This window comes from Humibacter sp. (genome assembly GCF_051954055.1).
In the GTDB taxonomy this organism is placed as follows: domain Bacteria; phylum Actinomycetota; class Actinomycetes; order Actinomycetales; family Microbacteriaceae; genus Humibacter.
The window spans coordinates 25,650-48,552 of sequence record NZ_JBQCIE010000105.1 but is presented as its reverse complement, the minus strand read 5'-3'; the positions used below and the strand labels follow the sequence as shown (position 1 = coordinate 48,552).

Below are 22,903 nucleotides of genomic sequence, written 5' to 3'. Positions count from 1 at the left end.
TTCTACGCGCATACTGAGAACGTGCCGCCACGCCTGACGGCCGGTGCGAGCGATCAGCACCCGACTGGCGGCCGCGAGGATACCGATGCGCGCGCGACACTGGTGGGGCATGCTGGCCGCAGCTACAGCGGTCGCACTTGTCGTGGGCGGCGGCTGGGTGGCACTGGGATCGTTGTCGGCCGGCCGGTCGGCCGGCGATCCCGCCGGAGCATCAGACGCATCCGACGCCACGGTCTCCACCGCCAGCGCGTCGTCGACCACGCCCGTCTGCGGGTTCGCCGGAACCCTGGTCGACAAGATCACAGCCAATCGACCGGCAGGCACGAATCCGCCCGCGCTCGACTCGTGGAGGATCAGCGGCGACGGCACGCTCGGATCGTTGGCCGTCGCCGACGGGTCCGTCGTGGTGGATCGAGACTTGAAGAACGGCTCCTCGGAGTTCTTGCGGTACTCCCTCACGGGAAAGCCCGAAGGCACGATCACGGTGCCTATCAAGCACGAGGGCCGCTGGGCGCTCGCCGACGACGGCTCGCTGTTCCTCGTCGACTCGTACCACGGTTCAACTCGACGCATCGTGCATCTGGCTGCGGACGGATCGCGCCTCGGCTCGTTCGATGTGCCGAAGAGCAGGGAGACCACCGGGCATCCGCTCGATCTCCAATACCTCGTGTGGGTGCCGCAATACAAGGGATCGGGAGCGCTGCTGATCGGCGAGGGAACCCACACGGTGCATGTCATGCGTGCGTCAGGGGCGAATCTCGGGGTACTGTCCCACGTTCCCGACGTGATCGGCAACAGCCTGGGCGGAGGTCTCATCGCCGGGTACAGCACGACAACCGGTTCCGCCCCATTGACGACGCTCGAGGCGATCGATCTTACGAGCGGCGCGACGCGATTGCACGCCGTCTATCCCGCTTCCGGCGGCGACGGCAGCGACGCAGGGGACGGCGCCGTTCCCACGACTCCCTCACCGTACCGGCTGAGCTCGGTCGTGCCCGGGCCGGCGGGCACGGGATACCTGCTGAGCACCGCGTACGGCGTGCAGTGGATCGACGATTTGGGCGTGCGCAAGGGCGTCTGGCTCTCGGGACAGGACGGCTTCTCGCCCGCAGATCCCGCCGCCATGGTCGAGTCCGGCGGCAGGTACTGGATGCTCGTGAAGACGGGCGACGACGCCGTCGAGAGCGTCGCGACGCTCAGCTCGGCGCAGATGGCCTCACGCATTGCGTCTCCCCTGCTCCCCACCGCCGACGTCGAGCCGGACGTCGCCCAGCTCGGATTGGGCATAGGAGCGGTGACACGCGTCGCGTTCAACCACTTCGATGCCGGTCGGGCGCCCGCTGTCTACCTACGAACGGAGAAGGGATGGGGAGACCTCCCAGGCGCGCGGCGACCGGGAATCGAAGTGCGGTACACGGTCACCGGCGATCCGACTCTCGCCGATCCGATCTCCTCGGCGGAGAAGACCGTCGCCATCCCCTGGGGTGGCGGCCAATCGGCGTTGCAGCTGCCGACTGCACGTCCCGGCCCGTATGAGGTGAGTCTCGCCATCGTCGAAACGGCGTCGAACACCGTGCTGTCCGGTTCGTGCCTGCACTACTCGGTGGGGGCGGCGGATGCCGACCTTCGGCTGTCTCAGCTCCCGCCGGGGGACGACTGGGGCGGCCCTGCGCCGCTGCGCGGCGTTCAGCTGGCCGCGACTCTCGGCATCTACAGCGACCGGGTGCAGCTCGACTTCGGCAGCCTCATCCCTGATGCGAAGGCCACCCCGAGTCCGGCCGCCATCCAGTGGTGGGCGCTCCCCGGTGCGAACCTCTCCGACAATCCGAACACCGATCCCTTCCAGAATCTTCGCGAGGCGGGAGCGTACGCCGAACGGCATGGCGTGAGACTGATCGTGCAGGTCGGCGATGGCGGAGATGCCGAGAAGGCCGCCGTCGCCTCAGGGACGTGGGCCGGGTGGGTGCGGCTCATCGTCGAGGAGTTCAAACGCGAGGCTCCAAGTATCACCTCGTGGGAGGCCTACAACGAGCCGAACAGCTTCTACGATTCCGCCGACGAGTACTGGAAGACGGTGGAGATACCGTTCGCCGATGCCGCGCACGCTGCCGATCCGAAGGCGTACGTCATCGCCGGCAACACTCTCGGATTCGAGAACGACTGGTGGAAGAAGGCCTCAGCCGACGGGGTCTGCTCACACGTGAACGCCGTCGGGGTGCATCCGTACACGGGCTGGAACAGATCGTGGGAGGAGGAGGGATTCGCCGCTGCGGGTGCCGGATACGACGCGTTCCGCAAAGCACTCGGTCCTGCGTGCGCCTCATTGCCGATCTGGGACACCGAGTCGGGGTGGACGTCCGACAGTGCCAGCGCGTACTGGGCACAGGGTTCGAACGTGACACGCAAGCTCCTCTGGTACAAGCAGGACAAGATCGCCGGCTGGACCTACTTCTACAGCGAGGGCGGCTGGGGCGAGAACGACTCCAGCTGGTCGCTCATCCAGTACCGGTCGTACGTGAAACCGGGTGGCCTCGCTTTCGCTACGGTTTCGCGGCTGCTCCAGGGACGAGGAGTGCCGGTCACCGTGGCCACCGGCATCCCGTTTGCACAGGTCATGCGCGTGCCGGGCGACGACACCATGCTCGTGGCCTGGACCGACGAGGCCCGTCTGAGCGCGACGCTGACGACGGATGCCTCCACTGTGCGCGTCACGGACGAGTACGGCTCGACGGCGGGTGTCACGCTCTCCAGCGGCTCCGCAGACGTCACGCTCACCTCGGCGCCGCAGTTCTTCAGGGCTGCAGCGGGCAGCACGCTGGGCCTCAGGGCGACCGAGGCCTACGGTCCGGACCTGCTGAAGGGCCGAAGCGCGACAGCGTCGTCGACGTTCAAGGGCGCGAAGACCCAGACGATCACCTCGGGAACAGCCGACCCCTACCGGCCATGGCGGTCGGGAGCGATCGACGGAAAGATCGATCCTGACCCCACCGTCACGATCGGCTTGAAGTCTCCGACGACCATCGATCGCATCGCCGTCGCGACCGGCAACATCGCCTGTTGCGAGGCGGGCCTGCGTGGCTACACGGTCTCGGTGCAGAAGCCGGACGGGTCCTGGCAGATCGTGGCCAGCCCGACAGAGCAATTCTGGTACCGCACGGTGGTCTTCAAATTCGATCCGATCAAGGCCAAGGCCGTGCGCGTGCGCGCCGAGTGGACGACGATCCGCGACGTGAAGATGCTCGACATGAACTACACCGGATTCGCTGGAGGGCTGCCGCCGCCTTTCATGGGACTGCAGACGCAGACCGACTACGTCATGTCCGTCTCGGCCGTCTCCGCCTGGGCGCCGGCGAGCTCCCGGTAAACGCCCTCGTAGGCGTCCACAGTGCGGTCCCAGCTGAACGACCGGACCCGGCGAGCTCCCGCCTCACCCAGCGCCGCCGCCCGCGCAGGGTCGGCGATCAAGTCGCGAAGGGCGGCCGCCAACGAATCGGGGTCTAAGGGATCCACCAGCAGACCGTCCTCGCCGTCGGTCACGAATTCCGGCGGACCGCCGTGCGTTGTGGCGATGAGGGCGGAACCGGCCCTCCACACCTCCAGCGCCGCGATGCCGAACGACTCGAACCGGCTCGGCATGACCCCGACTGCGGACCCCTGCCGTACAGCAGCGACCGCCGCTCGATCCAGCCAGCCCGTCAGAACGACGCGATCCCCCAGGCCAAGACGCTCGGCCTGCCGACGAAGCTCGCCGAGCTCAGAACCCCCGCCGCCGATGACGAGCCGCACATCGTCCGGGAGTCGGGCGCGAGCGAAGGCCTCGATGAGAAGATCGAAGCCCTTCATGCGCTGCAGGCGCCCGACCGCGGAGATGTAGCGACCTCCGACGCCGTCGGGCAGGTCGCCGACCGGTTCGTCGAGGTCGATCCCGTTGAAGACCACGACGCCGCGCCCTTGGGCCAGACCGAACCGAGCGACCAGGTCGTCCAGAGCTGCCTCAGAGCATCCGGTCACGGCCGCCGCCGCCGTCAGACCCTTGCGCAGGCTGTCGACCGCGAAGCGGGAGTGCGTGAAGACGCCGGCGTCGTCCGCGAGCGTCTCCCCGTGTGCCGTGATCACCAAGGGCGTTCGCGTGCGTTTGGCGAGCACGCGCGCGTACGTGCCGTTCGGCCCGAAGCAGTGCACGTGGATGACGTCAGGTCGGTGTGCGCGGAACGCCCTGCGCCATCTGAGAGCGGCGAGCGGCACGCGGAGCCCGAACGCGAACATCCCGCGGAGGGATCTCGCGGGCAATGGCGCCGGCAGGTCGCGCACCTCTACGCCGTCGACCCTGCGGATCGCGTGGCCTCCGTCGCGGTCGATCGTCCAGACCACGACGTCGTGGCCGCGGTTCCGCAGGATGCGGGCAACGTTGCGCACGTGTTCCTCGACGCCCCCGACGTACGGGTCGTAGGAGCTCGTCGCCAGCGCGATCCTCACGATGCAACCCCCACGCGACCACGCTAGCGCGCGTGGTGTGATGAGCATGCGCCCTAAAGTGGAGGCGTCGCGAGCGAAGGGGGAGACGATGCGGCTGCCACGCGTCCTCGTTCTCGACCACACCGCCAGGGAAGGCGGCGCCGAGCTGGCACTGCTCCGGCTCGGCGAGGCTCTGCAGGCGTCCGGGTCGTTCGAGCTGCGCGTCCTGCTGTTCGCCGATGGGCCGCTGGTGAGCAGGCTCTCCGCGGTCGGCATCCGCACCGGCGTTCTCCCCCTTGCCGGGGATGTCGTGACGGCATCTCGGGAGCGTCTGCTGGCGGGCGGGGTACGGTCCGCGGCGAGCGCTGTCGGATTCCTGCCTCGTCTTGTGCGCGCGATCCGAGGTTCCGAGGCGGACCTCGTGATCGCGAACTCGCTCAAGTCCGCGGTGTTCGCGTTCGTCGCCGCTCCCTTGGCCGGCCGCCGCTGGGTGTGGCATCTGCACGACCGGCTGGCCCGTGACTACCTGCCGGCTCCACTGGTGCTCATCATGCGACTCATGGCTGTGATAGGACCGCGCACCATCGTCGTCAATTCCCGGGCGACCCTGCAGACACTCCCCTCGCTCGCCAGACGCAAGGCAGCGCTTGCTTACCCAGGGCTGCCCCCCGAGGCGTTCGCACAGGCATCCCGTGACCGGGCGGAGCCCGTCGTCGGCATTGTCGGTCGGATCAGCCCCACAAAGGGCCAGCGGGAGTTCCTGCGCGCGGCGACGCTCGTCGCGGCCGGTAACGAGCACGTGCGGTTCGCAGTGGTCGGTGGCGCTCTGTTCGGCGAACACGAGTACGAGGCGGAGCTGCGCTCGCTCGCCGGCCAGCTCGGCATCGCAGACCGGGTCGAGTTCACCGGCTGGGTCTCGGATGCTCATGCTCGCCTGCGCGGATTGGCCCTCCTCGTGCACGCCTCGCCCGTTCCCGAGCCGTTCGGCCAGGTGATCGCCGAGGCGATGGCGGCGGGCGTGCCCGTCGTCGCCAGCGCGGCGGGCGGCGTGCCGGAGATCCTCGACGAGCACGGCCGAGCGGAGGGCCCCTGGTGGACGACTTCGCTGGGTGTCCTCGTGCGGGCCGGAGATGTCCCGTCGCTCGCCGAAGCCATCGCCTTTGCGCTCGACGACCCGCAAGCGGCGGATGCCCGGGCCGAGGCGGCCCGCATCGCCGCATCCGAACGGTTCACCATCGCCGAGACCGCTGCCGCCGTCTCAGGCGCCTGGAATGGGGCACTGCCGCGGCGTCTCGCCGTCCGATAGCCTGTGACCCTGCCGGGACCGGCGAAGGAGACGAGGGCGCGACATGAACATCATCGAGACCGACATCCAGGGCCTGATCGTGCTCGAGCCCAACCCTCATCGCGACGAACGCGGCTACTTCACCCGTACCATGGACGTCGCGATCTTGGCCGACGCGGGAATCGACCCGGCGAGCTTCAAGCAGGAGAACCAGTCCCGCTCCTACCAAGGGGTGGTACGCGGCCTGCACGGCCGGGCGAACAAGGGCGAGGCCAAGCTCGTGCGCTGTGCGCACGGCGCTGTGCTCGATATCGCGATCGACGCGCGCCCGGGATCGCCGACATTCGGCGAGGTGCGCACGTTCGTACTCGACGATCAGGTGCACCGCCAGGTCTACATCCCGCGCGGCTTTCTGCACGGATACCAGGCGCTCACCTCGGTGACCGACTTCTGCTACCGCATCGACGACTTCTACGGGCCCGACGAGGACATCACGGTCGCCTTCGACGACCCCGACCTTGCCGTGGTCTGGCCAGCGCCGATCACGATCGTGAGCGAACGCGATCGCAACGGAATCTCCTGGCAGGAGTACAAGCGCTCGGTGGGTGCTGCCTGATCACAGCCCAGCGGAATCGACGCTGTCGCTACTGTGCGTCGACCTCGGTCGGCACCGGATCGACCACAACCCATTTGCCGCCGCTCTGCTCGATTCCCGGCATCGCTCGCCGCACCTCCGGCAGCAGGTCGGAGATGAAGAGCAGCACGCGATCGGGTCGCGCCGCCACGAGTTCGTCCGGCGAGACGATCGGGATGCGCGTTCCAGGCATCGTGCGCCCGTGCTTGCCCGTCGAAGCGTCGGCGATCATGGTCACGTCGTCCGTGGAGACCTCCGCAGAGGTGAGCAGCGCAGCTGTGCGCGATGCGGCACCGTAGCCGGCGACAGTCAGGCCTTGCTCCTTCGCACCGTCGAGGTACGCACGAATGGCCGCCACCGAGTCCACGAGCGCCGTGTGCAACGACTCAGTGATGCGTTCGGGGTCGAGCACGCCAAGTGCGCTCTCCTCCTCGATCAGCTTTGTCACCGAATCCGCCTGCACCGGTCGCCGTGCTCCGTCCTTCTTGGCGAAGGCCAGCATCGTCGTTCCATTGTTGTAGAGCGGATAGGACCAGGCGCCGATCGCCACCAGACCGATCTCGTCGGCCATACGCACCATGGCAGGTGTCGTGTAGTAGGCGAAATGCCCGTTCTTGAGTGCGTTCCACATGCCCTCGCGAACGATCGCCGACGCGTTGTGGATCATGAAGAGGATGACGCCGTCGTCGGAGAGGTGATCGCGTCGCTCGAGGAATGCCGCCTTCTGGTCTGCAGCGTGCATCATCCCGTGCACGTCGACGATCAGTTCGGCCTCGCCTTCCGACACCTCGACGAGGTCGAACGGCTCCAGCTGCTTGCGCCACGATCCGCCGTGCGGACTGGGGTAATGCAGAACGCGGGACCTCGGCACGATCAGGCCCGCGGCGTCCGCGTCGGCGACGCAGAGTTCGGCCTGCCGAACCAGCGCCGCCGGCTCAACCCCCATGACCTCCTCGGGCGTCGTCGGGTCGTCTTCGAGCTGGAGCAGGCCGCTCACCGGGCTGAAGACCATGCGCATGCGATATCGCGGGTCCGGCGTAGGGTCTGTCGGTTTCGGGAACAGGTCGGACGCCGGCTGCTCGCCGAGATCGAGCACGACCACGCCGGATGCGTCGCCGGACCAACGATCACGCCACTGTTCGACCGGTGCTGTGTGCGTGCTGCTCATGACGCCTCCTGTTTCTGATGGCGCGCCAGGTAACGATCCACCTGATCGGCAGTGATCGCGAAGGGAGACTCACCGGCGCGAACGCGTTTCTCCCACTCCACGGTGAACTCGATGGCCTCGGCGACGCGGAGCGTCGGACGCCAGCCCAACTGCGTGCGCGACTTGGCCGAGTCGACCATCAGGAGCCCTGCCTCGTGAGGGCCGCCGTCGTCTTCGTCGATCCAACGGGCATCGGCACCCCACAACCGGGCGGCCGCGTCGGCCAGGCCGCCGACCGTGAGCTCGTCTTCAGACGCAGGGCCGAAGTTCCACGCCGTGTCGTTCCGCGTCTCGTCCAGGTTCTCCGCGAGCGTGAGGTAGCCGCTGAGCGGCTCGAGGACGTGCTGCCAAGGACGGGTCGCCCGCGGCCTGCGTAGTCGGGCCGGGCGACCATCGGCGAAGCCCGAGATCAATTCGGGGATGAGGGCGTCCGGAGTCGCGTCACCGCCGCCGATGACGTTGCCGGCGCGGGCGGATGCCACCGCGAACCGGTCGCGCGGGAACGACACCGCGAACGAGTGTGTCGCAAGCTCGGCCGCCGCCTTGCTGGCGCTGTAGGGATCGTCGCCGCCGAGATGGTCGATCTCACGGTATCCCCACGCCCACTCGTTGTTGCGGTACACCTTGTCGGTCGTCACGACGACGACACGCTCGACCGAGTCGACCCGGCGCACGGCGTCGAGCACCGAGAGCGTCCCGTCAACGTTCGCGGAGAACGTCTCACGCGGCGTCAGATACGATTCGCGCACAAGCGACTGAGCCGCAAGGTGGAGCACGATGTCCGCACCCGACTGCAGTGCGGCAGCCGACACGGAGTCCGCGTCGCGGATGTCGCCGCGCACGTCGCGCTCGACGAGGTCCGCGATCCCCGCTCGCTGGTACAGAAAGGTCTCGGGCGTCTGCAACGCGTACCCGTGGATGCGAGCGCCCATCCGGTGCAGTAAAAGGCACAGCCACGCGCCCTTGAAACCGGTGTGGCCCGTGATGAAAACGGTCCGACCAGCCCAGTACGCTGTGTCCATAGTCACACCGTAGGGCATCGCCGTCTCGCCGACGCGCGCCAGGGGGTTAGGCAGTGAACACAGTCAACGACGACATCGTCGACCGATTCGCCGAGTCGGGCAGGTTGCAGCGGAGGCTGCACGAGCTCGTGCCTGGAGGTGCGCACACCAACGCGCGCGGGTCGGATCAGTACCCGGAGCAGATCACGCCCGTCATCGTGCGCGGCGAAGGCGCGAGAGTGCTCGACGCCGACGGCAACTGGCTCGTCGAGTACGGCATGGGCCTGAAGGCGGTGACGCTCGGCCACGGCTACCGTCCCGTCGTCGATGCGGTGTGCCGGGCCGCGGCCGACGGCGTGAACTTCTCGCGACCGACGGTGTGGGAGGTGGAGGCCGCAGAGCGGTTTCTGCAGATGGTACCGACCGCCGACATGGTGAAGTTCGCCAAGAACGGTTCGGACGTCACGACAGCCGCCATCAAGCTCGCAAGGGCCGCGACGGGACGCGACCTGGTAGCAGTGTGCCGCACTCAGCCGTTCTTCTCGGTCGACGACTGGTTCATGGGCGCGAGCGCCATGCCGGCCGGTGTGCCGCAAGCGGTCCGCGATCTGACGGTGGGATTCGCATACAACGACCTCGGCTCGCTTCGCGCCGTGCTCGACGAGCACCAGGGCCGGATCGCCGCCGTGATCATGGAGGCGGCGACCGGCACTGTCGAGCCGGCCCCTGGGTTCCTCGAGGGGGTGCGGGAACTCGCCGACCGGGACGGATTCGTGCTCGTCTTCGACGAGATGATTTCCGGCATGCGCTGGTCGCCGGCCGGCGCGCAGTCCGTCTACGGCGTCACTCCCGACCTGTCGACCTGGGGCAAGGCGCTCGGCAACGGCTTCAGCGTGTCTGCCCTCGCAGGAAAGCGCGAGCTCATGGAGCTTGGCGGCCTCAACACGGATGCCTCGCGCGTCTTCCTGCTCTCGAACACCCACGGGGCGGAGACCACAGGGATGGCCGCGTATCTCGCGGTGGCAGACGACTACGAGCAGCGCGACGTCGTCGGCATCATGGAATCGCAGGGTGAAAAGCTCAAGGCCGGCTTGCTCGAGGCGGTGGCAGGCGCCGGGATGGCCGACCACATCGCCATCCTCGGCAGACCGTCCGCACTCGTTTTCGGCACGAAGGATAACGAGGGCAAGCCGTCCCAGGCATTCCGCACCCTATTCATCCAGGAGCTGCTGCGGCACGGCGTGCTGGCGCAGTCGCTGGTGATCTCGGCGGCGCACACCGACGACGACATCGAGACCACGGTCGAGGCAGTACGGGCGGCATCCGCCGTCTATGCAGAGGCGATCGCAGCAGGCACGACCGACGGTCTTCTGCTCGGCAGGCCGGTCGCGCCTGCAATACGTGAGTTCGCCGCACCGCGGCGGTTGGGAGTGTGACATGAAGGTCGTGCTGTTCTGCGGGGGCATGGGAATGCGCATACGTGCCGACAACCAGTCGGCCCCCAAGCCCATGACGCCGATCGGAGACCGTCCGATCCTGTGGCACATCATGCGGTACTACGCCCACTTCGGTCACACGGAGTTCATCCTGTGCCTTGGCTACGGAGCGAGCGTCATCAAGGACTACTTCCTCAATTACCGCGAGACCGCCTCCAACAACTTCGTGCTCAGCAACGGCGGTCAGGATGTCGAGATGCTCGAGTCCGACATCTCGGAGTGGAAGATCACCTTCGTCGACACCGGGCTCACCACGGCCATCGGCGAGCGCCTGCGCAGGGTGCGCCCGTACCTGGAGGGCGATGACGTCTTCCTGGCCAACTACGGCGACGGCGTGTCCGACGTCGATATGAACGCGCTGATCGCCTCTCTTCCTGCTGGTCACGCAGGCAGCCTTCTGGCTGTTCCACCCCAGGACTCCTTCCATGTTGTCGGGCTCGACCAGGAAGGCGGCATGACCGGGATCGTCCCCGTGGCCTCGATGAACATGTGGATCAACGGCGGATTCTTCGTGCTCCGACAGAGCATCTTCGACTACATCGACGAGGGCGAAGACCTGGTGATGGACGGATGCATCCGTGCAGCAGCTGCAGGCAAGTTCACGGCGAACAGGTACGAGGGGTTCTGGGCGTGCATGGACACGCTGAAGGAGCGCGCCTACCTCGAAGAGCTTCACGCGACGGGTGCGGCCCCGTGGGAGCTGTGGCGACAGAGGGAAACGGTGTGAGCCCACGCTCCCCGCGGTGCATGATGGCGTGCGGGCGGAGCAGACCGTGATGCAGCCCAGGATCCGTGTCGGCCTCTGGGGCGTGTTCGGTCGCGGCAACTTCGGCAACGAGGCGACCCTCGCTGCGTTCCTCGAGCGTCTCAACTCCGACGAGTACGACCCGGTCCTGTTCTGCGAAGACCCGGCAGCAGCCTCGGCGCTGCACGGCATACCCGCCCTGAGCCTTGGGCGTCCCGTCGAGGGCCGGGCGAGGTCCGGTCTCCACGGGGTCGCGTCGGCTGGGGTCAACCGGCTGCGTCTGCTGCGTGGCGCACTCGCGGCCGCGCGCTCGGTCGACGTCGTCGTCGTCGCCGGAACCGGGGGCCTCGAGCGCTACGGTTCCGGAGCGTTCGGAACACCATTCGAGATCTGGGCGCTGGGGCGTGGAAGCCGTATGGCGAGACGCCCATTCGTGCTTCTCGACATCGGGGTCGAGGTGCTGCCCCGCAAGCTCGCCCGATTCTTCGTTCGGGGTGCGGGGAAGTCCGCCGACTACCGCTCGTACCGAGACTCGACGTCGCGCGCGAACATGATCGTCAACGGCCTTCACGAGGCGGCATCCGACCCTGTCGTCACCGATTTGGCCTTCGCATTGCGCCCTCCCCGTTCGGCGCCCGCTGCAGTCCCGACCGTGGCGCTCGGAGTCATGGACTACTGGGGCAGAGATAGCTCGCACGAGACGAGCGAGGCAGTGCACAAGGGGTATACGGCGCAGCTGATCACCTTGACCCGCGCATTCCAATCGCGCGGCTACGCGGTGCGACTAGTCGGCGGAGACGACGGCGATCTCGGGTTCGCCCATCTGCTGGCCGCGAGCCTGACCGACGGCACTCCCGTCGTCGAGGCGCGCAGCCCCGACGAGCTCGTGACCGAGATGTCGGCGGCGCACGTGGTGGTCGCCTCCCGATACCACACCGTGATCATGGGCCTCCTTGCCGGAACACCTGTCGTCTCCATCGGCTACGGGGACAAGCACCGCGCCATTCTCGACCAGCTCGGGCTTCGGTACGAGCACCACGACATCGAGTCGTTCGATGCTCATGAAGTGGCGGAGGCCGCGATGCGACTGGCGTCCGAACGGTCGGAACTGACGACAGGCATCGACGAGGCGGTGGATGCGGCTCGGGAGCGGCTCGATGCACAATGGCGCGACATCGAACCCGTGCTGCTGGCCACGAGGAAGGCAACATGACTGCACTCGACCTTCCCCCCGGTCCCCTGACGGTGTTCGCCATCGGTGCGCACCCGGATGACATCGAGATCGGGTGCGGCGCGACCCTCCTCTCCCTCGCCTCCCGCGGCCACGTGGACCTACGAACGCTCGTCGCCACCGGAACGCCCGAACGGCAGGAGGAGGCGCGCCGTGCCGCCGAGGCGTTCGGAGCCTCGAGAGAGCCCGTCTTCGGCGCACTCCCCGATGCACGACTGCCGGAGTATTGGGGAGCCGTCAAAGACCTGCTGCACGCCTTCCGCGACGACAACCCGCGGCCGGATGTGGTCTTCGTGCCGCGATCCGAGGACGCGCACCAGGACCATCGCCTGCTCGGTAGCCTCGTGCCGACTGTGTGGCGTGGACCGCTCGTGTTGCACTACGAAATACCCAAGTGGGACGGCGATCTGGGCCGGCCGAACGTGTACGTGCCGGTGTCGGAGGCTGACGCGTCCCGCAAAGTGGGGCTGCTCAATTCGCTGTTCCCCTCGCAGCACGGCCGGGATTGGTGGGACGATGAGTTCTTCCTGAGCATCATGCGTTTGCGTGGCGCCGAGGCCCAGCACGGGTCGGGTGCAGCCGACAGCACCGGAAGACAGAGCAGATATGCCGAGGCGTTCTCGGCGGCCAAGCTGATCATCACGACGGAGTGACGATGACACGCCTCACCTTCGGAATCCCGGTCTACAACGGCGAGCGTTATCTGGAGTCCGCTCTGAGCTCGGTGCGAGAACAGAGCGAGTCGGACATCCGCATCGTGATCTCCGACAACGGCTCGACCGACGGCACCCAGGAGATCTGCCGCGCGGCCGCGGCCGACGACGATCGAATCGACTATCACCGCTACGAGGAGAACCGCGGAGGCATCTGGAACTACCAGAATGTGATGGCGCTCTGCGACACCGAGCTCTTCAGCTGGATGGCCGCCGACGACATCAAGCTGCCCGGCTTCACCTCGGCGACCATCGCCGCCTTGGATGAGGGAGGGCCCGGCACCGCGTTCGCCTGCCCCCGCACGCGCATCATCAATGGGGAGGGCGTGGTCTACGAAGACCTCAACGACTCCAGCATGGGGCTGGACGCCGAGACGGCCCACGAACGGGTCGGGAACATGCTGCGCGCACAGGCCTCGCACCCGATGTACGGTGTGATCCGCATGTCAGCGTTGCGCAAGACGCGTGGCATCCGCTCCGTGCTCGGCGATGACATGGTGCTGCTGGTGGAGTTGCTCTGTGCCGGAAAGATGGCGACCGCCCCCGAGCAGGCTTTCCTCCAACGCCGGCACGACGCCCAGGTGTCTGTGCAGGGCTCCGAGGCATCGGCGTGGTTCGCGCCCGGTCAGCGCGGTGACCGGTCCTTCGCGGAGACACGGACCAACGTCGAGATGTACAGAGGGGTGGCGCACAGCGATCTGCCGTTCGCCGAGAAGCTGAGAACCTGGTCGACGCTCGGGTCGTCGTGGGTCTTCCCGCGATGGCGGGCGATGGCACGTGACGTCGCCAACGCGATCGGGATGAATCCCGGCGCGGGTCGCCTCCGGGCGCAGCAGGCAGCACAGGCCACAGCGCGAGCAGAACTCGGCGAGGGCGGCGAGGCCCGAGCCCGATCGACCGACATCTGAGAATCATCGAATACTCACACTCGGACACGCACTGCTGCGAGTAACATGAGCGCCGCTCATCCCTCACCGGGTGTGGGCCACGAGCACCGCCGTGCAACGACATCCTGCCCCGTGGATGACAGCACAGGTCCGGTGGGAAGACTCGAGGATCGAGGCATCATGGCAGCATCCAGCCTCGGCAAGGTGAGCGTCATCTGCGCACCGCCGAACGGGCGCAATCCAGGGATGACGTCCGTCGATCTCGCGTTCGGGCGCGTCGCGCAGGCCGCCAGAGCCAAGGACGTCACGTACTGGCGTCTCTGGGACGTCGGGGAGTGGATCCAATTCAGAGGCGATGCCCCGCTGGCGGAGTCGGCCGATTACCACGATGCGGACACCGGTATCACGTACCGGTCGCTACGCGGTCACCTCGAGGAGGCACTCAGCGCGAATCGCGTCGTGTACTGGGGCGACTTCATGCACATGGCTGTCTACCAGAGACACATGGCCGACGTGCTCTCCAGACGCATCGGGCTCTGCTCGCGCGAGGAGGCCGACCGGCTCGTCGCACGTACGCTGCTGCTTAGCGATGCCGACGAGCGCACCCTCGGCCGGGTGTTCTCCTACGGGAGCACTCTCAGCATGAACACCGCCTACGACTACGCGGCGCAATACGGCCGCGATCTCGACCGGTTCCTTCGCGGGATACGCGGGGTGTGGGTGAGGGATCCCTACTCGGCGCAGGTGGTCAGAACTGTGAGGGGACCGGAGCGCGGCCCGGCACAGGGACTGGATGCCGCGTTCTTGCTCCACGACGGCGTGCACCGTGGCGGCAACGGGCTCGGCGTCTTCATCGGTCGTTCACGGGTGCAACCGGAGGCTGTGGCGAGATTCGGACGCCGACTGTCCCAAAAGCTGCGGATGCCTGCCGCCTGGATTCCCTGGGGCGGTCCGCCCGCGTTCTGGCCCGTCGACACTCGGCGCAGGTTCCGAGCGGCATGGCCCGCGCTGGAGCTTCAGCGGGCCCACCCGAGCCGGATCGACCTGGTGGGGACCGCGATCCGCTCGCTTCGCGGCGTTCCCAAGCCCGACCCGGGAAGAGTCGACGCCCAGGAGCTCATCCACGGGCTGGGCGACTTCGACGTCGTGCTCACCGACACGTACCACCTCGCGATCAACGCCTGGGCACAAGGCACGCCGACGATCTGCCTCGTCGACCAGGGCGGCGCCGAGTGGAGCGTGAACTCCGGCGACCCGGACATGCGGCGGGACAAGCGCGTGGACCTGTACTCGCAGCTCGACGCTCTGGGATTGATCGTCGATCTCAGCCGCCTCGGCCTGCGGGTTCCCCGCGAGGTCGACCGGGTCGCGGAACTGCTCGAGCGCACGGACGTGCTCGCCATTGCGATCGCGCGCATCGCTCAGCAGCGCCGTCAGAGCATGGAGTCGCTGCTGGCGGGGCTCACTCAGTCCGTTCCCAGACGCCGACCCTCGGAGGGCGCTCTTCGCCTCGCCGGCTGAGGAGCGGTCATTCGCCGAGGGCACCTGCGACGAGTTCGCCGATGTCGGCCGGCCAGGCGTGCCCGCCGCCTTCCACCGTCCGGAGTTGAACGGAGATCCCGGCCGGGCATCCGGTGTAGGCGGAGATCCGGATGCCGCCGGAGGCCGACTTCTGGGACGCGTGCGAATCGCACCCGTCGAGGGCCGCCCACCGCGCGACGGCATCCGGCGCGGACAGCACCGTCGTGCCGCCGCCGATGCCGGCGAAAGGCCCGCCGCCGTAGGGTATCGAGTCGTCGGCCGTGCCGTGTACCTCGAGCACCGAGACCGGTCGGCTCGGGCGGCAGGACTGAGACACCGACACCGGGAGGGGCCCAGACACCGGGACGATCAGTCGCACCATTTCGGCCATGCGGCAGCCGAGCAGGTCGGCCAGGAGGGCACCGTTGGAGAACCCGACAGCGGCGATCCGCTCGTGGTCGATCGAGCGCATTCCCTCGATGGTCTGAACGGCGGCGCGTGCGAACGCCACGTCGTCGACGCCGGCCACCTCCGCGGGCGTGTGCCCCGCCCCCTCGTTCCAGGTGTTCTGGTAGCCCTGGAGGAACGCGACGATAAGGCCCCGCTGGTCCGCGACGCGTTCGAAGTCGGTGGATGCTGCGGTGCCTTCCGCGGTGTCGCCGGCACCGTGGAAGACGAGCACAAGCGGCAGCGGCTCCTTCGGCGTCCCCAGCGGAAGGTGGACGATCATGGTGCGTGAGCGGCCGGCCGCCTGCACCGTCACCACATGGTCGCCGGACGCCGCCCCCGATGCGGACGGCGAGGGTGCGGCGGTCGAAGGCGCCGACGGTCCGGCCGTCACCGCTGGGGCATGCCACATTGCAGCCGCGACTCCAACGGCGAGAAGTACGACGACCGCAGCCAGCGCGACGCCCACGACGAGCGGGCGTCGAGAACGCCTGCGGTCAGACCCCATCGATGCGCACCAGCTCCGGCACACGTTCCAGAGCCGCCCTGAGCCCGTCATGGTCGTCGGCTGTGCCGAGCACGGAGTACACGTGCCCGTGGTTGCCGTCCCGCCAGTCGACGTCGTATCCAGGGCCGCGGTTGAGCACCACCTCCCGCACGCCAGGCGTCGACTTCAGATCGTCCAGTCCGGTGACAGCCGTGATGCGATGGATATGATCCGGCGCCTGAACGTAGAGGAGGTAGCCGAGACCTCGCGGCTCGAGCGTGCCCACGTCCACGCGCTCGCCGAGTGCAAGGCGGATCGCGATCTCGAGGAAGTCGATCCCGGTTGTGAGCTCGAGCATCTCGGGCACGCCGCCGCCGATGCGGCCGTTCACCTCGATGACGACCGGGCCCGCCGCGGTGAGCTTCACCTCGGTGTGCAGGCATCCGATGGTGATGCCGAGGGCGCGAGCGGCTCCCGTCGCGGCGTCGACGACAGCTGCCGCGTGCTTGCCGTCGATCTCCGCCGGGATGAAGAACCCGGTCTCACGGAAGGGCCACGCCGGCGGTGTTCGTCCGGTGACGGCGAGGGTCGTGATGCGCCCTTCGCACACGAAGGCCTCCACCGAGACGTAGTTGGCGAACTCCGCTCCGCAGAGTTCGACGTCGGCATCCGGAATGTACTCCTCCAGCACCCATTCACGGTCTGAGCGCTCGTCTTCGGAATCCTCCAATGCCTCGACGATGGAGCGCACCTCGGAGATAGAGCCCACTGCCATGGTGTTCTTGCTCCCCTCGCCACGGCGCGGCTTGAGCACGGCAGGGAACGACGCCTCATCGCGCACGCGGCTCCAGCCGTCTTCGGTTGTCCCGCGATGCACGATCCAGCTGCCAGGTGCCGGGAGTCCGGCGGCGCGGAAAGCCGCCCTCTGCGCGAACTTGTCGGTCAGCAGTCTCGTCGTCTCGACGCTGTGGAAGGGGAGGCCCAGGGATGCCGCAAGCAGGGCCGTCCACTCGAGGAGCTCGTCGGCGAGAGCAAGCACTCCGTCGAGCCGTTCCTGGCGCACCAGCTGCGCGGCCTCGGCCCCGGACATCCCGGCGACGTCGACCACGGTCCCCAGCCGCGACAGTAGCCTGGTCATCGATTCCAGACGCGGGTCGCCCGTGTCGACGATCCAGACGAGGTCGCACAAACCCCTTGCCGCCTCGACGATGGAGAGGGTCGCGAAAGACCGCGGATGGAACACGAAGCCGAGACGCCTTCGGCCCCCGTCGATCTGCGACACGTCAGAGCGCCTTGCGGGCGACGAGCAGTTGCGCGTTGTCGTTCATCAGACGGTCGTTGCTGACCATGACCAGGCCGCCGTGCGCGTCGCGCACGATGCGGTCGAGGGCGAACGGTGTGTCACGACGGAAGCCTGCCATGCCGCAGATGCTGAGAGCCGCCGTTGCGCTCTTGACAGCGAGCTCGGACGTCGACACTTTCAGAGCCCGGAGCCCGACGATGAGCCCGGCGTCCTCTCCGTCTCCGGCACGGTCCAGCGCCTCGTAGCGAAGCGCCGAGGAGATCAGAAGACTCCGAGCCGCCTGGAGCTCGCTCGCGAGCTCCGCCAGCCGCATGGCGGACGGCGGGAGCGTGCCGATGCTACGCCGCGCCGCCGCGTTCACGAAGGAGTGCGCCTTGGCCCCAGCGGCCTCGGCCAGGCCGACCCACGCGGCGCTCAACAGGATCTGCCTCGCCTGTCCGGCTCCGTTATTCGAGATCACGGAGAACGGCACCGGGAACAGCGCATCTGCTCCCACGTCCGCTGAGAGATGGAACCCAGACGAGCACGTTCCGCGCAAGCCCATGGTGTTCCACTCGCTGGTCGGCTGCAGCGTCGTGTCACGCCTGCGGCAAACCATCATGACCTGGTCCGTCTCGGCAGCATCCGTGTCGGGTCGGGCGATGGTGATGATCGCGTCGGCATACTCGCCGTACGAGATGGCGAGAGCATCCTTCTCCAGATGCCAGCCGCCCTCGCGAGGCTCGAGCGCGCATCGGCTGCGCGAGACGTCGCCGCCGATGCCGACCTCGCTGTTGGCGTTCGCGAGGAGCAAGCCGTCGCTCGCGACCTCGCGCAGCACGTCTCGCAGCGCGGGCGTGGTCCCGTGTCTCACCAGGTTGAAGACTTCGATGCTGTGCATGCCCAGTACGAGGGCGCTAGAGGTGCAGTGCACGGCGAGCGCTCTGACGGCTTGGGCCACCTCGGCGAGCGACGCGCCGCCGCCGCCGAACTCCGCCGGCACGAGCGCCGCAAGCAGTCCCGATTCGCGCAGTGCGGATACGGCCTCGTGCGGGAATCGGGCGGCGGAATCCACCTCGTCGGCGACCGGCCCTGCGACGTCGACGCCGATCCGCCACGCCTCCTTCTCGAGTTCGCCTGCGCCCGCGGCCGGCGCGGACAGCCCGTCGAGCAGCAGTTCGTCACCGCGATCGAGCGACTGCGTCGATGTGTCTTGCATCACCACGACTCCCTTCGTCGCCGCATCCGGCGGCATCCCCCATCACCCGGCGAGCGACTGGGATCGCGTCGAGCCACGCTGGTCGAAAACGGAATGATCCTCATGATCTCACGCCCGCCGAGCGCGATCGTACTCGCTCCACGATGCGCTCCACGACCTCGTCTTGTCCGGAGCTGACGCGCAGCGAGTGGTCGGCATCCGGCACGAGTACGGTGCGGAATCGACGACCGTCGGTGAGCGGTCGCCCCCAGAGCGTGCGCCAAAGCGCGTTCAGCCTCAGCCTGGCCAGATCCTCCGGGCCGGCCACCACGGTGAGATCAACGCCACGCGCGACGGCTCGGCACGTGGTCCAGACGGGAACCCTTCTGGGATCCACGAATCCCCAGGCACCCCACAGGTACGCAGCCATCCGCTTGTGTCGGACTGCGAACTTCTTCAGCCAGGCAGGCTTGCGGGGGAACAACGTCCATCCAGGAGCCAGGCGTGCGTTCAGGTCGGTGTCGAACACGACGTTCACCACGATGGCCTCGTGGAGCCGGCCGGAGATCGCCGCCTGCAACACGCTGGTGCCGGAGGAGCACAGCCCGACGCCGATCACCTCGTGCCGGCCGTTCTCGGAGAGCTCGTCCACCACGTCGGCGACGTCGCCGATCCAGTTCTCGGCATACACAGCGTCGTCCGCGTGCTCGGCTCTCGTGCCGCTGTCGCCGACACCGCCGTGGTCGACGCGCACGGACGTGACGCCGTCTTCGGCGAGAGCCCGTGCGACCCTGACCCAGGTTCGTCCCTCGCCGAGGTGTCGTTCAGCCGCCACATTGAACATGGCGATCCGCGGCGTTCCTTCGTGGGATCCCGGCCGGCTCGTGCGGATGCCGAAGAGCAATCGGTCGTGACCGAGCAGGCAGGCGCTCTCCTGGATCTCGTGGCCCCGCTCTCGCCACGTGGCACACGGCTGGAGGCGTGGACGGATCTCCACTCCCGGCTTCTGGGCCGACGTCGAGAGCCCGGTGACGATGCCCTCGATCGCTTCATGGGGCACGGCTGCATGCAGCGTGGGAACGTTCAGCAGCTCGGCTTGTCCGGTCGATTCGCGCCAGTTGCACTCCGCGGCCGGGACGGCATCCGCCAGTTGCGGCGACGGGGCTCGGTCCGCTCGTACGACGACCGTCGTCCGCCGCGCGAGCCGTGACACCGGTGCGCGTCCATCGATCGCAAGGCGACGGATCCCGGATGCTGCTTCCGGTGTGAAGCGGTATGAGGGCGTCTCGACCCAGCCGGCCGGTGCCGACAGCCTTCCCTCGAGCCACACGCTGTGCACGAGCTGAAGCTCGCGCAGGAAGCTGCGTCCTGTCACGCACGGATCCCAGAGCACCAGTTCGTCGAGATCGAGTCGGCCCTCAGCTGCCGCTACATAACCGAGGGTGGCCCCGAGACGCATTCCCACGAGGCTCACGTGTTCGACGCCCCACGCGCGGGCCTCCGTCACCGCAGCGGTGACCGAGGCGATCCAGGCATCCGCTCGCCCGCCATCCTCGAAGTCACCGGCGCTGTCACCTGTGCCGTCGTAGTCGAAGCGCACAGCGAGGAACCCGGCGATCGCCAGATGCCGCGCGAGGGTACGGAAGGTGCGATACGCCATGTTGCCCTCTTCGGCGAGCGGCTGGCACAGCACGACCGCGCCGCGTACCCGTCTGGAGACCGGATACGTGAACCAGCCGAGCAGCGGCCGCTCTGAAGGCCCGAACCAGCCGGGCGCCTCGACGATCCCGTCGTGCTCCAGCGACACGGCCTCGGTCACGACGGGTCCCTTCGCGTCGCCGGTGCGCCGCACATGCGCGTCAGCTCCGTCACGCCCGCAGCGCCTCGCGCACCTCGGCCGGCCAGCGCTCGACGTCGGTGCCGTGCCGCTTCACGAGGGCCAGCGCAATGCGCTCGAGCCCGAAGCCGATGCACGCGGAGTGCGCGGCGATCCCGTCGGCCGTCCTGATGCCGAAAGTCTCTCCGAAGTGGGATTCGTGGCAGTTGGCCGACGCGATGGCGGTACGAGCGACATCCGAGCTCACCGGTGCCGTGATCTCGAACTTCAGGGCTGTCGCCCGCTGGTTCGCGGCGAGCATGCGCCCGGCGCGACCGAAGAACGGGTCGTTGGCCTCTTCGACGCGCACGTCGAGTCCCAGCGATTCCAGGAGCTCCGCTCCGCGCTCGAGCCATGCATCCCGATGCGATCGGGCCGATTCCGGCTCGCCCACGTAGACGAACTCGTGCTGCCGAAAGCTCTGCATGCGCACGGGGTCGATGCTCGGCTCGTGGCGAAAGCAGTAGCCCTGCACCTCGTAGTGCGAGCCGCCCGCAGGCAGGGTGCCCGCGAGGGTTGCGTACAGCGGATGGCAGGCTGCCGAGCTCAGCGCGACCTCGGAGGGAACGAGCAAGTCGGTCCAGTTCCTTCCCTGCTCCAGCGCTAGTAGGAGCTCGGCGTGTTCTGCGTCACCGCCGTTGAAGACCTCGACGGCACCGGCCAGATCGGGGAAGGAGCGCAGGTAGTCGGTCCGCTCGAAAGCGTCTTTGGCCATGATTGGAGGAAAGAAGAGTTGCGGCCCTCCACGCCCGTGTCCGGCACGGGATGCCAACGCCTCCACTCCCCGCACAACGCGCTCAAACGCGCCGGAGCGCTGATACAGGCCGTCCACCCCGCCGTGCACGAGCAGGCCGGAGGCGAGCAGCTCGGCCCGGAACGCGGCCCGCTCCTCGTCGGGCCCCTGAGCCGGCCGGCCCATCAGGCCTTCGCCACGCCGAGGCCGCTGACCGCGTCGGCGATGCTCGCGATGGAGCGGAACGTGTCCTTGCGCAGGAGCTGGTCGGGGAACTCGACGCCGAAGGCGTCCTCCAGCCCGAGCATCACGTTCACGCTGGCGTGCGATGTCAGGCCAAGCGTGTAGAGGTCTGCGTCGCGCTCCACGCCCGCCATGTCCACACCGATCCTCGCGTACTCGCCGAGAACCTTCCGGATCGTTTCGTCCACGACATTCCCAATCTCTCGTGGAGCGCGCAGTGCAGCGCGTGTGCTCATTGTATGAGGCCGTGGAAGCCTGTGATCGCGTGCAGACCGTTTCCGTTCCTGACGTCATTCACGTTGCGATGACCACGGCCATGGCGAGCTGGCGGGTGTGCGTGAGCGACACCTCGAAGGCAGTGAGACCGGCAGCATCGGCCAGCGAACGAGCGGTGCCGGAGAGTCTGAGGGACGTCCAGCCGCCCGGCTCGCGCACAACCTCGATATCGGTGAATGGCGGGGCTTCGTCCGTGACTCGCAGCACTTTCAGCACCGCCTCCTTCGCGGCATACCGAGCGGCCAAGGACTCCGCCGAAGGCGACGCGTCCGCGTCGCTGCAGGTCTCGATCTCGTGCTGCGTGTAGACACGACGCAGGTAGCGCTCACCGTGCGCCCGGAGGGCATCGCGCACATCCTCGACCGGCTGCGCGTCCACACCTACGCGCACTAGGCCGCCGCTCCGATGAGAGGAACGGTCCACTCGGTGCGGATGCGCTCGAGAGGATGGCCGGAGCTCGCGAGCATCGTCGCGACCGACTGCACAAACGGGACCGGTCCGCACACGAAGCACTCGGGTTCAGCCGACGGCGGCAGGCCGAAGGCTTCGAGATCCTGCAGGCCGATCCGACCCCTGGGCGCACTCGGGGGTGCGCCTCGCGTGACGACCGACGTCACGCGAGCACCGCACTCGATCTCCAGAAGGGACAGTTCGTCGCTGTAGAGCTGCTGCCGCCGCGACCGCACGGAATGTATCAGTCGCAATGAGCTCCGACTGGGCTGAGATGCCCAGGCGCACGCGATGGCGAGCAGGGGAACGATCCCGCTCCCACCGCCGATCAGCAGAAGCGGACGCTCGCCGGTCTGCCCCGGCGCCCACGCCATCCGGTCGCCCTTGGGCCCGGCGACCTGCACAGGCCCGCCGGGGTCGAAGTGCATGAGCAGTTCGACCGGGACGGCCAGGCGCAGCCAGTTGAACGGCATGCCCCCGGTGCCGGGCGCGTTGCCGATCGAGTAGCTGTGCGGCCTCTGCCAACGGGAGGATCCGGGCACACGGATGTCCACATGCTGACCGGCGAGATGCCCCGGCCACGAGTCGACCTCTAGTGTGATCTCGCACATACCAGGAATGAGGGGGCAGGCCGCGACGAGAGTTGCATCCATCCACCTGCTGGCGACGCCAACGCTCTCGGTCATCGTTTCACCGGACATCCGACTCCGCCGTTCGCTCGAGGAGCATTGTGGTC

20 protein-coding genes are annotated in these 22,903 nt (G+C 67.9%); 9 read left to right on the top strand and 11 right to left on the bottom strand.

Features of this window, described 5'->3' with window-relative positions; genetic code table 11:
- The first annotated feature begins 85 nt into the window (after window positions 1-85).
- Complete coding sequence (locus tag ACTHNC_RS13255) at window positions 86-3,364, top strand: galactose-binding domain-containing protein (protein WP_440295078.1); 3,279 nt, start codon at window positions 86-88, stop codon at window positions 3,362-3,364.
- Here the strand turns inward: ACTHNC_RS13255 and ACTHNC_RS13250 are convergent.
- A complete protein-coding gene (locus ACTHNC_RS13250) occupies window positions 3,310-4,476 on the bottom strand; it encodes a glycosyltransferase family 4 protein (protein WP_440295077.1) in 1,167 nt (388 codons plus the stop codon). The two genes, ACTHNC_RS13255 and ACTHNC_RS13250, sit on opposite strands and share 55 nt — an antisense overlap.
- Window positions 4,477-4,564: 88 nt before the next feature.
- Here ACTHNC_RS13250 and ACTHNC_RS13245 point away from each other — a divergent pair, with 88 nt between their 5' ends.
- Window positions 4,565-5,761, top strand: a complete 1,197-nt coding sequence (locus ACTHNC_RS13245) for a glycosyltransferase (RefSeq protein ID WP_440295076.1) — start codon at window positions 4,565-4,567, stop codon at window positions 5,759-5,761.
- 43 nt (window positions 5,762-5,804) lie between these two features.
- The gene (rfbC, locus tag ACTHNC_RS13240; protein WP_440295075.1) at window positions 5,805-6,356 is read left to right on the top strand and encodes a dTDP-4-dehydrorhamnose 3,5-epimerase; all 552 of its coding nucleotides are present in this window, start codon (window positions 5,805-5,807) and stop codon (window positions 6,354-6,356) included.
- Between the two features lie 28 nt (window positions 6,357-6,384).
- Here rfbC and ACTHNC_RS13235 read toward each other — a convergent pair whose 3' ends face one another.
- On the bottom strand, window positions 6,385-7,542 hold the full coding sequence (locus ACTHNC_RS13235) for a hypothetical protein (RefSeq protein WP_440295074.1): 1,158 nt from the start codon (window positions 7,540-7,542) through the stop codon (window positions 6,385-6,387).
- Window positions 7,539-8,603: a CDP-glucose 4,6-dehydratase gene (rfbG, locus tag ACTHNC_RS13230; protein WP_440295073.1), complete on the bottom strand. Its 1,065-nt coding sequence runs from the start codon at window positions 8,601-8,603 to the stop codon at window positions 7,539-7,541. The genes ACTHNC_RS13235 and rfbG overlap by 4 nt, the downstream gene beginning before the upstream one ends.
- A gap of 53 nt (window positions 8,604-8,656) precedes the next feature.
- Here rfbG and ACTHNC_RS13225 point away from each other — a divergent pair, with 53 nt between their 5' ends.
- The 6 genes from ACTHNC_RS13225 to ACTHNC_RS13200 all read left to right on the top strand — a co-directional run bounded on the left by ACTHNC_RS13225 (window position 8,657) and on the right by ACTHNC_RS13200 (window position 15,175).
- Window positions 8,657-10,018 carry a glutamate-1-semialdehyde 2,1-aminomutase gene (locus ACTHNC_RS13225; protein WP_440295072.1) on the top strand — a complete coding sequence of 454 codons (1,362 nt, stop codon included), beginning with the start codon at window positions 8,657-8,659 and terminating at the stop codon, window positions 10,016-10,018.
- Between the two features lies 1 nt (window position 10,019).
- The gene (locus ACTHNC_RS13220) at window positions 10,020-10,805 is read left to right on the top strand and encodes a glucose-1-phosphate cytidylyltransferase (RefSeq protein WP_440295071.1); all 786 of its coding nucleotides are present in this window, start codon (window positions 10,020-10,022) and stop codon (window positions 10,803-10,805) included.
- A 49-nt stretch (window positions 10,806-10,854) separates the two neighbouring features.
- A complete protein-coding gene (locus tag ACTHNC_RS13215) occupies window positions 10,855-12,036 on the top strand; it encodes a polysaccharide pyruvyl transferase family protein (protein ID WP_440295098.1) in 1,182 nt (393 codons plus the stop codon).
- Entirely contained in the window at window positions 12,033-12,707 is a 675-nt protein-coding gene (locus ACTHNC_RS13210; RefSeq protein WP_440295070.1) for a PIG-L deacetylase family protein, read from the top strand. Before ACTHNC_RS13215 ends, ACTHNC_RS13210 begins: the two co-directional genes overlap by 4 nt.
- Before the next feature lie 2 nt (window positions 12,708-12,709).
- Complete coding sequence (locus ACTHNC_RS13205) at window positions 12,710-13,675, top strand: glycosyltransferase family 2 protein (protein WP_440295069.1); 966 nt, start codon at window positions 12,710-12,712, stop codon at window positions 13,673-13,675.
- Window positions 13,676-13,834: 159 nt separating this feature from the next.
- A complete protein-coding gene (locus ACTHNC_RS13200; protein WP_440295068.1) occupies window positions 13,835-15,175 on the top strand; it encodes a hypothetical protein in 1,341 nt (446 codons plus the stop codon).
- 7 nt (window positions 15,176-15,182) lie between these two features.
- Here ACTHNC_RS13200 and ACTHNC_RS13195 read toward each other — a convergent pair whose 3' ends face one another.
- The 8 genes from ACTHNC_RS13195 to ACTHNC_RS13160 form a co-directional block, all read right to left on the bottom strand.
- Window positions 15,183-16,130, bottom strand: coding sequence for an alpha/beta hydrolase family esterase (locus ACTHNC_RS13195; protein ID WP_440295067.1), 948 nt, complete (start codon window positions 16,128-16,130; stop codon window positions 15,183-15,185).
- Complete coding sequence (locus ACTHNC_RS13190; protein WP_440295066.1) at window positions 16,120-17,391, bottom strand: ATP-grasp domain-containing protein; 1,272 nt, start codon at window positions 17,389-17,391, stop codon at window positions 16,120-16,122. Before ACTHNC_RS13190 ends, ACTHNC_RS13195 begins: the two co-directional genes overlap by 11 nt.
- A gap of 1 nt (window position 17,392) precedes the next feature.
- On the bottom strand, window positions 17,393-18,610 hold the full coding sequence (locus ACTHNC_RS13185) for an acyl-CoA dehydrogenase family protein (RefSeq protein ID WP_440295065.1): 1,218 nt from the start codon (window positions 18,608-18,610) through the stop codon (window positions 17,393-17,395).
- Between the two features lie 100 nt (window positions 18,611-18,710).
- Complete coding sequence (locus ACTHNC_RS13180) at window positions 18,711-20,408, bottom strand: hypothetical protein (protein WP_440295064.1); 1,698 nt, start codon at window positions 20,406-20,408, stop codon at window positions 18,711-18,713.
- A 49-nt stretch (window positions 20,409-20,457) separates the two neighbouring features.
- Window positions 20,458-21,384, bottom strand: coding sequence for an amino acid--[acyl-carrier-protein] ligase (locus tag ACTHNC_RS13175; RefSeq protein ID WP_440295063.1), 927 nt, complete (start codon window positions 21,382-21,384; stop codon window positions 20,458-20,460).
- The gene (locus ACTHNC_RS13170) at window positions 21,384-21,629 is read right to left on the bottom strand and encodes an acyl carrier protein (protein ID WP_440295062.1); all 246 of its coding nucleotides are present in this window, start codon (window positions 21,627-21,629) and stop codon (window positions 21,384-21,386) included. Before ACTHNC_RS13170 ends, ACTHNC_RS13175 begins: the two co-directional genes overlap by 1 nt.
- 106 nt (window positions 21,630-21,735) lie before the next feature.
- Window positions 21,736-22,095, bottom strand: a complete 360-nt coding sequence (locus tag ACTHNC_RS13165) for a holo-ACP synthase (protein WP_440295061.1) — start codon at window positions 22,093-22,095, stop codon at window positions 21,736-21,738.
- Window positions 22,096-22,106: 11 nt separating this feature from the next.
- Window positions 22,107-22,853, bottom strand: coding sequence for a ferredoxin--NADP reductase (locus ACTHNC_RS13160; RefSeq protein ID WP_440295060.1), 747 nt, complete (start codon window positions 22,851-22,853; stop codon window positions 22,107-22,109).
- Between the last annotated feature and the right edge of the window lie 50 nt (window positions 22,854-22,903).